Annotated in this window: 13 protein-coding genes; 2 read left to right on the top strand and 11 right to left on the bottom strand. The window is 51.6% G+C overall.

Features of this window, described 5'->3' with window-relative positions:
* Positions 1–18: 18 nt before the first annotated feature.
* Positions 19–516 carry an acetolactate synthase small subunit gene (gene ilvN, locus GJ688_RS00655; RefSeq protein ID WP_155474607.1) on the bottom strand — a complete coding sequence of 166 codons (498 nt, stop codon included), beginning with the start codon at positions 514–516 and terminating at the stop codon, positions 19–21.
* Between the two features lies 1 nt (position 517).
* Positions 518–2,209 carry a biosynthetic-type acetolactate synthase large subunit gene (gene ilvB, locus GJ688_RS00650; RefSeq protein WP_155474606.1) on the bottom strand — a complete coding sequence of 564 codons (1,692 nt, stop codon included), beginning with the start codon at positions 2,207–2,209 and terminating at the stop codon, positions 518–520.
* Positions 2,210–2,352: 143 nt separating this feature from the next.
* On the opposite strand from ilvB, the gene GJ688_RS00645 reads away from it, so the two are divergent.
* On the top strand, positions 2,353–2,547 hold the full coding sequence (locus GJ688_RS00645; protein ID WP_170291521.1) for a hypothetical protein: 195 nt from the start codon (positions 2,353–2,355) through the stop codon (positions 2,545–2,547).
* A 174-nt stretch (positions 2,548–2,721) separates the two neighbouring features.
* Positions 2,722–3,378, top strand: coding sequence for a DedA family protein (locus GJ688_RS00640; protein ID WP_155474604.1), 657 nt, complete (start codon positions 2,722–2,724; stop codon positions 3,376–3,378).
* Between the two features lies 1 nt (position 3,379).
* On the opposite strand, the gene GJ688_RS00635 is transcribed toward GJ688_RS00640, so the two are convergent.
* From GJ688_RS00635 to hemC, 9 genes are all read right to left on the bottom strand, one after another.
* On the bottom strand, positions 3,380–4,228 hold the full coding sequence (locus GJ688_RS00635; protein ID WP_155474603.1) for a DMT family transporter: 849 nt from the start codon (positions 4,226–4,228) through the stop codon (positions 3,380–3,382).
* A 194-nt stretch (positions 4,229–4,422) separates the two neighbouring features.
* Positions 4,423–5,730, bottom strand: coding sequence for a glutamate-1-semialdehyde 2,1-aminomutase (gene hemL, locus GJ688_RS00630; protein WP_155474602.1), 1,308 nt, complete (start codon positions 5,728–5,730; stop codon positions 4,423–4,425).
* Positions 5,731–5,741: 11 nt separating this feature from the next.
* A complete protein-coding gene (gene ahbB / locus GJ688_RS00625) occupies positions 5,742–6,215 on the bottom strand; it encodes a siroheme decarboxylase subunit beta (protein WP_155474601.1) in 474 nt (157 codons plus the stop codon).
* A 25-nt stretch (positions 6,216–6,240) separates the two neighbouring features.
* Complete coding sequence (ahbA, locus tag GJ688_RS00620) at positions 6,241–6,726, bottom strand: siroheme decarboxylase subunit alpha (protein WP_155474600.1); 486 nt, start codon at positions 6,724–6,726, stop codon at positions 6,241–6,243.
* A gap of 3 nt (positions 6,727–6,729) precedes the next feature.
* Positions 6,730–7,725, bottom strand: coding sequence for a putative heme d1 biosynthesis radical SAM protein NirJ2 (gene nirJ2, locus GJ688_RS00615; RefSeq protein ID WP_155474599.1), 996 nt, complete (start codon positions 7,723–7,725; stop codon positions 6,730–6,732).
* 319 nt (positions 7,726–8,044) lie between these two features.
* Positions 8,045–9,034 (bottom strand): porphobilinogen synthase, encoded by a 990-nt coding sequence (hemB, locus tag GJ688_RS00610; protein WP_155474598.1) that lies wholly within the window; start codon positions 9,032–9,034, stop codon positions 8,045–8,047.
* Positions 9,035–9,088: 54 nt separating this feature from the next.
* Positions 9,089–10,264, bottom strand: a complete 1,176-nt coding sequence (gene nirJ1, locus GJ688_RS00605; protein ID WP_155474597.1) for a putative heme d1 biosynthesis radical SAM protein NirJ1 — start codon at positions 10,262–10,264, stop codon at positions 9,089–9,091.
* A gap of 144 nt (positions 10,265–10,408) precedes the next feature.
* Complete coding sequence (gene cobA / locus GJ688_RS00600; RefSeq protein WP_155474596.1) at positions 10,409–11,956, bottom strand: uroporphyrinogen-III C-methyltransferase; 1,548 nt, start codon at positions 11,954–11,956, stop codon at positions 10,409–10,411.
* Positions 11,953–12,897, bottom strand: coding sequence for a hydroxymethylbilane synthase (hemC, locus tag GJ688_RS00595; RefSeq protein ID WP_155474595.1), 945 nt, complete (start codon positions 12,895–12,897; stop codon positions 11,953–11,955). The genes cobA and hemC overlap by 4 nt, the downstream gene beginning before the upstream one ends.
* Between the last annotated feature and the right edge of the window lie 11 nt (positions 12,898–12,908).

Here is a 12,908-nt window from a genome sequence, read left to right as displayed (position 1 = left end):
CCTGTTCTTATAAGGGAATTACTCCGTCTCTTTCGCCGCGCCCGGTCTCCGTGAAAGAGCTACTTTGCCGGTGCGAACCATTTCCACGATACCGTGGTCTTTAAGGACCTCACAGAGGGCGTCGATCTTCGTCTCTTCTCCGGTCAATTCGATGACCATCGTTTCACGATTGACATCGACGATCTTCGCGCGAAAGATTTCGACGATGTCCACGATATCTGAGCGGGTCTCCGGGTTGGCTTTTACTTTGATCAGGGCCAGTTCCCGTTCGATAGAAGGTTCCGAAGTAAGTTCAACGATCTTGATGACATCAACCAGCTTGGAAAGCTGATTGACGACCTGTTCCAAGCTGCGGTTATCTCCTTCAACCACAATGGTGATGCGGGTGATATCGGCTTCTTCCGTGTACCCGGCGGTGATGCTTTCAATATTAAAAGCTCGCCGTGCGATAAGACCGGAGATGTGCACGAGTACGCCGGGGCGATTTTCCACCAGTACAGCCAAGGTATGACGCATCTCAGTCCACCTCCTCAATGATCTGATCGAGAGGCGCGCCTGCCGGAACCATCGGCAGGACGTTTTCGTCGTCACTGACGCGGAAGTCCATAAACACAGGGCCTTCTGTTTCCAGGGCTTTAGCAATGATGGCGGGTACATCGGCAGGTGTTTCCGCTCGAAGTCCTGTAGCTCCGAACGCTTCAGCCAGTTTTACATAGTCTGTACCGCCGTTGGCAAAGCGGGTATGGGAATAACGCTGGTTAAAGAACATCTTCTGCCATTGCCGGACCATACCCAGAACATTGTTGTTCATGATGGCCACCTTGATCGGTAAACGATGTTCTACCGCTGTGGCAATTTCTTGGCAGTTCATCAGGATGGATCCGTCTCCGGTGACCAAAAGAACCAGTTCATCGGGCTGTCCCAGTTGGGCACCGATAGCCGCCGGTAATCCATAGCCCATCGTTCCCAGCCCTCCGGAGGTGATCAGTGTCCGGGGCTGGTGAAAGGGGAAAAATTGAGCCGTCCACATCTGGTGCTGTCCTACGTCGGTAGCAACGACCGCTTTGCCCCCTGTCAACCGAGCCAGCTCTTCAATGACAAACTGAGGTTTGATGATGTCATCGCTCTTTTGATAGGCTACGGGCGATTCCTCTTTCCAGCGGGTAACCTCTTGGATCCATGCGTCGGAGCGTTGATCTTCCGCACAAACTTCTTTCAAGGATGCTTCTAAAGCGGGCAAGCTCCATTGGAGATCACCGATGACTCGCAGATGGGTAAAGACGTTTTTGTTGACTTCGGCGGGGTCGATGTCCAGATGAGCCACTTTCGCTTTCGGTGCAAACCTGGCGATGAGCCCGGTCACACGGTCATCAAAACGGACGCCGATGCCGACGAGGAGGTCGCATTCCATAACGGCCTTGTTGGCTGCTACAGTTCCATGCATTCCGACCATCCCCAGGTGCATCGGATGGGTGGTCGCAATCGCCCCCAATCCCATGAGCGAACTGATCACTGGAATTTGATATTTTTCTACCAACCGAAGGAAATCCTGTGACACGCCTGCCGCTCCGACTCCGCCGCCAATAAAGAATAAAGGTTTTTTCGCTTCAGCGATCGCCCGGGCCACCGCGTCCACTTCTGAACTCTTTCCTTCAAAAACAGGCGCATAACCGCGCAGCCGAACTTCCTTAGGATAAGCAAAATCGATGGTCGTCGTAAAGATATCTTTGGGCACATCGACAACGACCGGTCCTGGACGGCCACTTCGAGCGATGTGAAACGCTTCTTTTATGATTCTCGGAAGATCACTTGCTTTTTTTACCAGATAGTTATGCTTGGTAATCGGCGCGGTGATACCTGTGATGTCAGCTTCCTGGAAGGAATCTTTTCCAATTACCGCTAGAGGAACCTGCCCAGTGATACACACCATCGGCACTGAGTCCATATAGGCATTCGCAATCCCTGTAATCAGGTTGGTCGCCCCTGGACCGGACGTAGCGATGCAGACGCCCACCTTCCCGGTGGCCCGCGCATAACCATCGGCGGCATGGGCCGCCCCCTGCTCGTGCCGGGTAAGAATATGCCGGAGGGAACTGTCATAAAGGGCATCGTAAAGCGGGATCACCTGACCGCCGGGATACCCAAAAATCAAGTCCACCCCTTCTTCCTGCAGACTGGCGACGACGGCTTGAGCTCCGGTCATCTTCATACCTGACACACCTCATCTTTCAGAACTTTTCTCATAGATAAATGAAAACCCTCGCCTCTATAAATCAAGAGGCGAGGGGAATTCGCGGTACCACCCTTGTTCGGCTGTCACGAATGGCAGCCCTCAACAGGACAAGTCGATGCTTGCCCGGTCTGCTAACGGTGACCGGCCGGCACGGCTTAATGGGGAATAATTTCCCTTTCAGCCTGCACCTTGGAGAGGATTTTCCTGTCGATGGTAGCAGTGCCGCCTTTCAGCCACGAGCGGCTCTCTGTCAACTGCCCTTCTCACAGTACTCTTTCTCCGCATTGGATTTGTACGCTTATGTCAACATGTGAACCTGAGATTATACACCTATGGATCTATACATACTATTCTATACATAGTGATAAATTCCTTGCAAGAGAAATTCTCAGATTTGCAGAAAATTTGTCTATTCGGAGTCGATTGTACCCTATCCATCAGTTTGTTAAAATAAAATAGGCTACTTTTGTTCCTTAGGGGGACACTGCATGCATGCATTGAAAGATACGGCTCATTGGATTGTCAGCACTTACGGCGACGTAGGCCTTTTTCTGGGCCTTTTTTTCGAGTTTTTGGGAGCTCCCTTTCCCGGAGAGATTTCTCAAGCTTTTGCCGGTTTTCTTATTTCTCAAGATCGCCTACAGCTTCACGTCACTTTACTTAGCTGTGTTGCCGGCAGCCATTTAGGTTCGATGGTCGCCCATGTGATCGGAACCCGTTATGGACAGCTTGTTCTATACAAATGGGCTCCCCGAATGGGATTGAAGCGGGAGTATATTGAAAGGACAGAGTCCTGGTTCCGCCGCAATCGTATTACGATGATCCTCTTTAGTCGCTGGATCATCGGCGTGCGTCATGTGACCCCCTATTTTACCGGTCTCGTTCGCATGGGTTTTTGGGAGGCCTTTTTCTGGAACTTGTTAGGTTCGATTCTTTGGTGTACGCCGATCATCTTTATTGGCATAGCCGCCGGCGAAGCTTATGAAGCGATGATGGGAGAGTTCCATCATTATGTGAACGTCTTAGTTTTCGCCGGCTTTTTAGTTATGGGCACCGCTTATCTGCTATATAGATACCGGAACTCTGCTACGAAAAAGTCTCCTGTGAAAGCGGCTTCAGAAAGAATCAGAGAGAACGAAGAATAGCTCAAGACTTGACCAGGATGAGACCCACAAAGGTAAGAGCTACCGCCAAAGTCTGCAAGGCGGTGAGGCGTTCTTTATAGACGCCAACCGATAATAGAACAATCACCAGTCCGTATAGAGAAAAAACAGGCGATATAATCGAAGCCGGTCCTTGAGATAAGGCATAGGCATAAAGTTGCATTCCTCCGAAAGAACCTAGCCCGCTCACTAAGCCCCAACCCAACTGAGGAAGGATTTCACCCGCTTTCAGTTCCATCAGTTCCGCCCGATACCGTACTAAAAAAAAGATCGTCGGTATGAGGTAGCTAAAAAAGAGTACGGCGCTGTTATCCATAGCCAGTTCTTGAGTGACTTTGAGTCCACCGTTGCGAACAGCGAAAAGCAAGGTACTCAGCATCACCATACTTAACCAGAAAGCCGAAGTGTTCATCCCTTTGCTCTTATCCGGTTTAATCGCGATTAAGATGATGGCGATTAGAAATAAGGTGACACCGATTGTCTTCGTCAGGTTCATGGTCTCACCATAGATCAAGACTGACAAGCCGATCACGAGCACTACGTTCATGTTGATGATCGGTGAAGTCAAACTAGCCGGCCCGCTTTCGATAGCCTTCATAAAGACATAATTTCCTCCGGCAGAGCCAATACCGATGATCAAGCCTGCTAAAATGACAGGCCATGAGGTGACAGCTCCGGCCATCGACCACGTTATTAGGAATCCCAGTGTACCCGATAAATATAGACCGATGAGCACCAAAGACGATGGGACCCCTCGCATTTGCCCCACTTTCATGCCAAAACCAGCTAAACCAAAAACGACAGCGCTCGATAGAGCTAAGACCAACCACATCGGCTTTGTTCACCTTTCTTCTGTCGAAATCGTTGCGAAAGGCCCTATAATATTCGGTATTATAGTATAACCCTAAAAGACGATTGCTTGGACGGTCAAGTGAGTCGTAATTGATACTCAAAACAAAAACCCCGCCTATGGCGGAGTTTTTATTTTGAACAAATGTTGCTTGTTTGTTCTGTTTTTCTTTTGTTCTATTTTTGTTTTGAATCGGCCACCATTTGGAACGCTTCTTCGGCGGCTGCGATGGTGAAATCCAGGTCTTCTTTCGTATGGGCCAAGGATACAAAAGCGGCTTCAAACTGGGAACAGGCCAGATAGACACCGCGGTCGAGCATAGCCCGAAAATAGGTCGCAAATGCCTCAGTATCTGATGTGCAGGCGGAGGCAAAATCGTCGACCAATTTGTCTGTGAAGAAGCCTGTCAACATGGAACCGACGCGGTTCGTTGAAAGAGGTACGCCGGCTTTTTGGGCCGCTTTCGCCAAGCCGTCAGCCAAATATGAGGCTTTTTCTTCCAGAGACTCATAGGTTCCCGGACGCTTCAGAATCTCCAAGGTGGCGATACCTGCGGTCATGGCTAAGGGGTTGCCTGAGAGGGTACCCGCTTGATAGATGGGACCTGCCGGGGCGACTTTTTCCATGATTTCGGCTTTACCGGCGTAAGCGCCGACAGGCAGGCCGCCGCCGATGATCTTACCGAGACAAGTGATGTCCGGTTCGATACCATAGAGACCTTGAGCGCCGCCAAAGGCGACACGGAAGCCGCTCATGACTTCATCTATGATCATCAAAGCGCCGTATTCGCGAGTCAACTCACGAACACCTTCCAGGTAGCCGGGCTTGGGCGGCACGACACCCATGTTGCCGGGCACCCCTTCAATGATGATGGCAGCGATGTCGTCTCCAGCCTGCTTGAAGACTTCCCGGAGTGTCTCCAGATCGTTGTAAGGTGCTGTAATTGTGTTCGAAGCGATATTACCGGGAACACCAGGGCTCGTAGGCACGCCCAAGGTCAGTGCGCCTGAACCGGCTTTGATCAGCAGGCTGTCGGCATGACCGTGATAGCAGCCTTCGAATTTGACAATTTTGCTTCGGCCCGTGTAACCACGAGCCAAGCGCAGGGCGCTCATGGTCGCTTCAGTACCGGAGTTGACCATGCGAACCATGTCAAAGTGAGGGAATGCTTCTAAGACCAGTCTTGCGAGACGCGTCTCCAGTTCTGTCGGCGCTCCGTAAGAAGTACCCTTATCAATCGAAGTTTTAATCGCTTTAGAAACTTCGGGATGCACATGTCCTAGAATCAGAGGGCCCCAGGAACCGACGTAATCCACATAACGATTGCCGTCCACATCGTAGAGATAGGCCCCTTCTCCACTCTCGATGAAGACGGGGTTGCGGCCCACCGATTTGAAGGCCCGTACTGGGCTGTTTACACCGCCGGGAATCACCTTCACGGCTTCTGCAAACAGTTCTTCCGACCGTTGGTAACCCTTCGTCAAGTTCTTTCCCCCTACTCTTCCATAAAGTAACGCATGCTGGTTTTCTTCAATTCCTCGGTAGAGAAAAGCAGCCGGTAATTGGTGATTCCCGTTGCTTCCGAAATCCGCTTAGCGATGGCTTCACATTCTTCCCGGGTTTCTCCGTGAATCATGGTGAAGTGGCTATAGGGCCAGCCTTCGAAGCGAGGGCGCTGGTAACAGTGGGAAGCTTCTCGGAAGGTGGCCATGGTTTTGCCCACCTCTTCGGCCCGTTCTTCCGGCACATCCCAACAACCCATGCCGTTGGCGGTGAACCCGACTTCCCGATGCCGCAGGGCTACGCCGAAGCGGCGCATATAGCCTTTTTCTTGATATTCCTTGGTGCGGGCGATGACTTCCTCTTCCGTCAAGCCAACTTGTTCAGCCAGTGCGGCAAAGGGCCGGGAAGTGACCGGCAGATCATCTTGCAGCAGGCGAATTAATTTTTTATCGACTTCTGTAAGCATACCGTCTCATTCCTTCACCAGCAAGTTATTGCGCCGCTTCGGCGGCCCCTTGCCGTTCCTTGTCCAATCTGAAATCGACTTTAATCTTGAAGAAACGAACTGCCGGCAGGTTATGTACTTCACAGCCAGTCCGCTCTCGGATCTCATCGAGCACCTTCTCCATATATTCTTCCGAAGGTGTGATCAGGGTAAACCAAACATTAAATTCGTGTTCCCGCAGGTAGTTATGAGTCACACCCGGGTATTCGTTGACGACGGCGATCGCCTTTTCTAACTTATCCTCAGGTGCTCTCATAGCGCACAAGGTCGACTTGTAGCCCAAGTTGCGGGAATCGAAGATGCCGCCAATGCGCCGAATGAGGCCTGTATCTTTGAAGCGTTGAACCCGGGAGAGGATGTCCTCTTCTGTGGTATTCAATTCTTCAGCCAGTTGTTTGTAAGGTTCGGCGGCAATGGGGAAAGATGACTGGATAATGGTCAACAATCGACGGTCCAGATCATCGAGACTCATGGCTTAATACCCCTTCCGACCGTGATAGAGGCACCAGGGCTCTTCGGCCATGAAGTCTTGATTGTGATAGTAGTAGGCACGAGCCCGGCATCCGCCGCAAGCGAACTTGTATTTGCAGTCGCCGCAGCCGCCGCCATATTTCAAGGTGCGCAGTTCTTTGAAGATAGGCGCTTCTTTCCAGATCTCGGAGAAAGGCGTTTCGCGAACATTGCCGGCAGAGATGTTCAGATAAGCGCAAGGCTGGACGATACCCATGGGAGAGATGATGCAATAGTGGGTTCCGGCAAGACAGCCGCGAGCATACTTCATATCCATGCCCATTTCTTTGGCGATGCGCATGAATTGAGGTGCACAGGTGGGCTTCAGCTCGATCTTGACTTCCTTCTGTTTTTCCATGATTTCCGTCAAGATTTGCTCATACTGTTCGGCTTTCAGTGATTCTTCTTCAATGTCGACAGCACGGCCGGTAGGAACCAAGAAGAAAGTATGGTGACCGACAGCGCCAATTTCTACAGCAAAATCGGTAATGGTAGATACTTCATGACGGTTCCATTCCATAACAGTCGTATGAATTTGGAAGCCTAGTCCTTCAGCACGGCAGTTTTCCATACCGCGAACGGCTTCGTCCCAAGCACCGGGATAGCGGCGGAATTCGTCATGTTTCTTTTTATCCATGGAATCGAGAGAGATGCCCATACCCATGGCTCCAGCTTTTTTCAGGTCCCGAGCCATTTCACGGGTGATCAGGGTACCGTTCGTGCCGAAGACAGAGCGAAGACCTTTCGATGTAGCATAGGCAACCAATTCGACGATGTCAGGACGCATGAGGGGCTCGCCACCGGAGAAGATCATGATTTTAAAACCGGCTTTTGCGATCTCATCGAGCAGTTGTTTTCCTTCTACCGTGGACAACTCCTGTTCGGCTTTGGCGCCGGCGTCACGATAGCAGTGGTCACAAAACATGTTGCACTGGTTCGTTGTGTTCCATGAAATAATCAAGGAATAACCCTCCTTTTGATGTCTATATCTCATTCGATTGAATTTATCTTTTCTATAAAGATTAGGGAGCAGCGAAATTCCAACACGGCCGTATTGCTATTCCGTGAAAAATAAAGGGTACAAGGGCTTTTGTCAGCGATTTGAGCCAGCGGCATCGGCAAAGGTGACTGGGGAATCGGTAGGGCGCCACCGGTACAAATAACCGGTTTAAAGGCGCCCCAACGATGCAGTCTAGCGAGTCCGTCGCGAAGCACAAAGCGAACGTGCCTATGCACCCCGCCATTCAAACAGAATTCCGATTAAAGGGTGTAGGAAAAGGCTATTCGTTCAGCCAGCGAACCGCATCCTTGGCATGGTAGGTGATGATCAGATCAGCCCCAGCGCGTTTCATGCTGAGCAACAGTTCCAGGGTAATGCGTTTTTCATCAATCCAGCCTTTTTCAGCGGCGGCTTTCACCATGGAATATTCACCGGACACATTATAGATGGCCACAGGCAGATCGAAAGTCTCTTTCAAGCGGCGGACGATGTCGAGATAGGCTAAACCTGGCTTTACCATGATCAGGTCACAGCCTTCTTGGATATCGAGAGCCGTCTCCCGCAACGCTTCGGTACTGTTACCGGGGTCCATCTGATAGGAGCGTCGGTCTCCCCACTTCGGCGATGACTCAGCCGCTTCCCGGAAAGGTCCGTAGAAAGCCGAGGCGTATTTGGCCGAGTAGGACATGATCGGTACGTTTTCAAAACCAGCTTCATCTAATCCCAACCGGATAGCTCCGACTCGGCCGTCCATCATATCGGAAGGAGCTACCATATCGGCACCGGCTTGGGCATGTGAGACAGCTGTCTTGGCCAAATAGTCCAAAGAGGGGTCGTTGAGGATGCGTCCATCTTCGACGATGCCGCAGTGACCATGGTTGGTGTACTGGCATAAGCAAACATCGGTGATAACGTACAATTCAGGACAAGCGTCCTTCACGGCTTTTACCGCTTCTTGGACGATGCCATTCGGATCGTAGGCGCCAGAGGCAACTTCATCCTTCTCTGGCGGGATACCAAAGAGCTCCACGGACCGAACGCCGGCTTTGTAGGCATCGACAGCTTCTTTGACGATGTTGTCCACCGAAAGCTGGCAAACGCCTGGCATGGAACTGACGGGATTGACGACGTCTTTGCCGGGCACGGCAAAGAGCGGATAAATCAGATCTTCTGGGCGCAGGTGGTATTCCCGTACCATATCTCGCAGCACCGGGTTTTCCCGGAGCCGACGAGGTCGTTGGATAGGAAATCCAGACAGGATGTGTTTCATCCCTTTTCTCCCTCCCAAATATTCAAGCCACTCTGGTTTTAAGTCGGGATCCTTTTACAGGCCGATTTCCTCATCGGTGAGGTAGCAAGCCGGATCAGACTCCCAGAAATCGCCGGTAACGGCTTCTGCACGGGCACGGAAGTTACCGTTGCAAACGTTGAGCCATTTACACTTGGCACAGCGTCCTTTGAGCAAGGGCTTCCGATCTTTCAGACCAGCCAAGATGGGGTTGCTGGAAGTGTCAGACCAGATCTCTTTGAAGGGACGTTCTTTGACGTTGCCAAAGGTATGGTTTTGAGTGAATTGGTCAGGGTGAACAAATCCTTGGGAGTCAACGTTGGCAAAGGCGATACCGGAGCGGTTGCCGCCGTTCAGTTGCATCAGCTTCCAGATTTTTTCAGCTAGAACGGGATCTTTATCTTTCATCTTCAGGTACAGGTAGACAATGTCGGCATGGTTGTCGACGGTGAGGATTTCACAATCAAAACCTTTTTTGTGGAATTCCACTGATTTGGCCATGATCAGGTCCATCGCTTCACGAGCTTCTTGACGGGTCATATCTTCTTCCATCATGCTGCCGCCTCGACCGGAGTAAACGAGGTGATAGAAGCAAACGCGGGGAATCTTTTCTTCTTCAATCAGATTGAAGATGTTTTCCAGGTCATTAAAGTTATGCTTGTTGATGGTGAAGCGCAGGCCGACCCGTTGGTCGATAGCCAGACAGTTGCGAATACCGTTTAAGGCTTCTTCGAAAGCGCCTTTTTTACCGCGGAATTTATCGTTGTTTTCGCCGATACCGTCAAGGCTGATGCCTACGTATCCGACGCCATATTTTTTAATTTCTTTGGCTACATCGGGGGTGATCAAGGTTCCGTTTGTAGAGAAGGTAACCCGGACGTTCCGCTTGCTGGCATGAGCGACGAGTTCAAAAATGTCGGGACGCATCAACGGTTCGCCACCGGAAAGCAGCAACACAGGAACATTGAAATCGGCTAGTTCGTCGATGAACTTGATGGCTTCCTGGGTTGTCAGTTCGCCGGGATAATCGATTTCATCGGAGTCGGAATAGCAATGAATGCAGTGCAGGTTACAGGTCCGGGATACGTTCCAAGCGACGACAGGGCCATATCCTTCAACGGCGCCGTTCCGCTGTCCATGGGATCCGCTGGCGTAACGCAACCGATCGCCATAGTTCTCGCTGCCGACAAGCAGTTTACTTACTCCGATCATGGTGATCCTTCCTCTCACGTCTTTCATTTCGCATGAAAAACTATAAAAATTTATAGCACATGGTGGATATAGGTCACCCCGAAGGCGAGATGTTACATTCCGTCGAGATACAATGTGCTTACGCCCTCGGGGCGAATGACAGTTTTACTCGGGAAGTTGTATGTTCCAATGAGCCATCAAGGCACGGGTCAACCCGGGAATGGTGTATTCGGTGGCTTCCACATCAACACGGAGGCCCAGTTCCTTCATCGTATCAGAGGTGATAGGACCGATCGATGCCAAGGTAACGCCATCGAGCAGACGCTCCCGTTCTGCAGCATCAACACCGAGCATTTCCACAAAGTTACGAGCTGTGGAGGAACTGGTGAAGGTTACGGCACTGATCATCTTCTCTTCCATCATCTGACGGAGCAGTGTCGCGTCGCCACCGCCGCGTACGGTCCGGTAGGCCACTACATCATCGACTTCAGCACCAAAGCTGGTGAGTGCTTCCGGCAGAATCTTACGGGCGATATCAGCGCGAGGCAGCAGGACTTTGCGACCCTTCCAGTCATCGAGGTTTTTCAGGCCTTCGACGATGGCTTCCGCACGATATTCTTCAGGCACGAAGTCGACTTTCAAGCCGAACTTCTGCAATTCCTTACGAGTTTGCGGCCCAATGGCGCAGAGGCGGACGTTGAAGAGTTCACGAATGTCATGACCGTTGGTGAAGAACCGCTCAAAGAAGCGCTGCACACCATTCGGCGATGTAAAGATGATCCACTCGTATTCATGAATCTTGCTGATGGCATTTTCCAGAGGAGCCAGGTCAGCTGGTTCTTGAATATCGATGGTGGGAAACTCCCAAGGCTCTGCTCCCAGCTCTTCGAGGCGGGAGGCAAAGGCCGACGCTTGTTGACGAGAACGGGTGACGACGATGCGTTTGCCAAAGAGGGGCTTATCTTCGAACCAAGCCAGTTTTTCCCGGAGGGTAACCACTTCGCCGACGATGATGATGGCCGGGTTTTGGAATCCAGCCGCTTTGGCTTTGTCGGCAATGTCGGCCAAGGTTCCTGTCATCGCCCGTTGTTCCGGGCGTGTACCCCAGCGAATCAGACCGACGGGAGTTTCAGGGCTGCGTCCATGTTCCATCAGCTTGCTGGCGATGTGCGGCAGGTTGCCCATCCCCATCAAGAAGACCAGAGTACCGATGCCAGTGCTGATCTTCGCCCAATCGATGGCCGAGTCTTCTTTATTCGGATCTTCATTACCGGTGATCACGGCGAAGTTCGATGTAAAATCGCGGTGGGTCACAGGGATCCCTGCATAGGCAGGGACGGAAATGGCTGAGGTGATACCGGGGACGATCTCAAAAGGAACGCCAGCTTCCCGCAGAACTTCAGCTTCTTCACCGCCACGGCCGAAGACGAAGGGATCTCCGCCTTTTAGACGGGTGACGATTTTGCCTTCCAGACCTTTGACCTTAAGGACTTCGTTGATCTCTTCTTGTTTATAGACATGCTTGTCCGGTCCTTTGCCAACGAAGATCAACTCGGCGTCAGGACGGGCGTAGGTCAGCAAACGGTGACCAGCCAAACGGTCATAGACAAGCACTTCAGCTTTTTGGATACACTGCAGACCTTTTACAGTGATGAGTCCGGGATCCCCGGGACCTGCACCGACGAGATAGACCTTTCCGACTTTCTGTTTCATTGCAACTCAGTCTCCTGTCTTACAACGTTTAATATCTCTCTGGCCCCTTGTTGCAAGAGCTGTTCGGCCAGACGGATACCCACTTCTTCCGGTTGTGACGGGTCACCTTCTTCCCGTCCTCGAGCGACATGTTTCCCATCGAGGGATGCTACGATCCCGTCTAGGACTAGGCGACCCTCTTGCAGGCGTCCCAGCGAGCCAATCGGCACCTGGCAACCGCCTTCGAGGGTTCGCATCAATGCCCGCTCGGCCCGGATGCTTACGGAAGTCTCATAATGGTTCAAAGCGCCGACGATTTTAGCGATTTCATCATCGCCTTCTCGGATTTCAATGCCGATGGAGCCTTGGCCCACGGCAGGAAGACACATGTCTACCGGTATGTATTGGCTGATTTTCTCGGCCCAACCGAGGCGAATCACTCCAGCAGCAGCGAGAATCAGGCCATCGAGGTTTTGTTCCTCCATCTTACGGAGGCGAGTTTGCAAGTTTCCACGAATATCCAGAAGTTCTAAATCAGGACGAACTTGCCAGATCTGGGCTTTTCGCCGCAAACTGGCTGTCCCTACACGGGCACCTTGAGGTAGTGCATCCAAACCGCCATGACGGGAGATGAGAATATCGCGGCAATCTTCACGGACACACATGGCACCGATGGTTAGACCTTCCGGCAAAACCGTCGGCAGGTCCTTCAATGAGTGGACCGCCATATCGATTTCACCTTCAAGCATGGAGACTTCCAGTTCTTTCGTGAAGAGGCCTTTATCCCCGATTTTGGCCAGTGCCACGTCGAGGATTTTGTCTCCCTTGGTTTTGATCGCTTTAACCTCGAAAGCTTGTTCCGGGAATAACTCTTTCAATCTGGCCATGACCCAATTGGTCTGCCAGAGCGCCAAAGCACTGTCCCGGGTTCCGATGACAACTGGTCGTTGAAGTACTGACATTACGGTGACTC

The sequence above is a fragment of the Heliobacterium mobile genome (genome assembly GCF_009720735.1).
Taxonomy (GTDB): domain Bacteria; phylum Bacillota; class Desulfitobacteriia; order Heliobacteriales; family Heliobacteriaceae; genus Heliobacterium; species Heliobacterium mobile.
Note: the sequence above shows the minus strand (reverse complement) of the source record. Positions and strands in the feature narration are given on the sequence as shown.

What these genes read in the sequence shown, in the direction of transcription:
- ilvN (WP_155474607.1), bottom strand. Translation starts at nt 516, where the DNA reads ATGCGTCATACCTTGGCTGTACTGGTGGAAAATCGCCCCGGCGTACTC.
- nirJ1 (WP_155474597.1), bottom strand. Translation starts at nt 10,264, where the DNA reads ATGATCGGAGTAAGTAAACTGCTTGTCGGCAGCGAGAACTATGGCGAT.
- GJ688_RS00635 (WP_155474603.1), bottom strand. Translation starts at nt 4,228, where the DNA reads ATGTGGTTGGTCTTAGCTCTATCGAGCGCTGTCGTTTTTGGTTTAGCT.
- ahbB (WP_155474601.1), bottom strand. Translation starts at nt 6,215, where the DNA reads ATGCTTACAGAAGTCGATAAAAAATTAATTCGCCTGCTGCAAGATGAT.
- ahbA (WP_155474600.1), bottom strand. Translation starts at nt 6,726, where the DNA reads ATGAGTCTCGATGATCTGGACCGTCGATTGTTGACCATTATCCAGTCA.
- hemC (WP_155474595.1), bottom strand. Translation starts at nt 12,897, where the DNA reads ATGTCAGTACTTCAACGACCAGTTGTCATCGGAACCCGGGACAGTGCT.
- GJ688_RS00640 (WP_155474604.1), top strand. Translation starts at nt 2,722, where the DNA reads ATGCATGCATTGAAAGATACGGCTCATTGGATTGTCAGCACTTACGGC.
- hemB (WP_155474598.1), bottom strand. Translation starts at nt 9,034, where the DNA reads ATGAAACACATCCTGTCTGGATTTCCTATCCAACGACCTCGTCGGCTC.
- ilvB (WP_155474606.1), bottom strand. Translation starts at nt 2,209, where the DNA reads ATGAAGATGACCGGAGCTCAAGCCGTCGTCGCCAGTCTGCAGGAAGAA.
- cobA (WP_155474596.1), bottom strand. Translation starts at nt 11,956, where the DNA reads ATGAAACAGAAAGTCGGAAAGGTCTATCTCGTCGGTGCAGGTCCCGGG.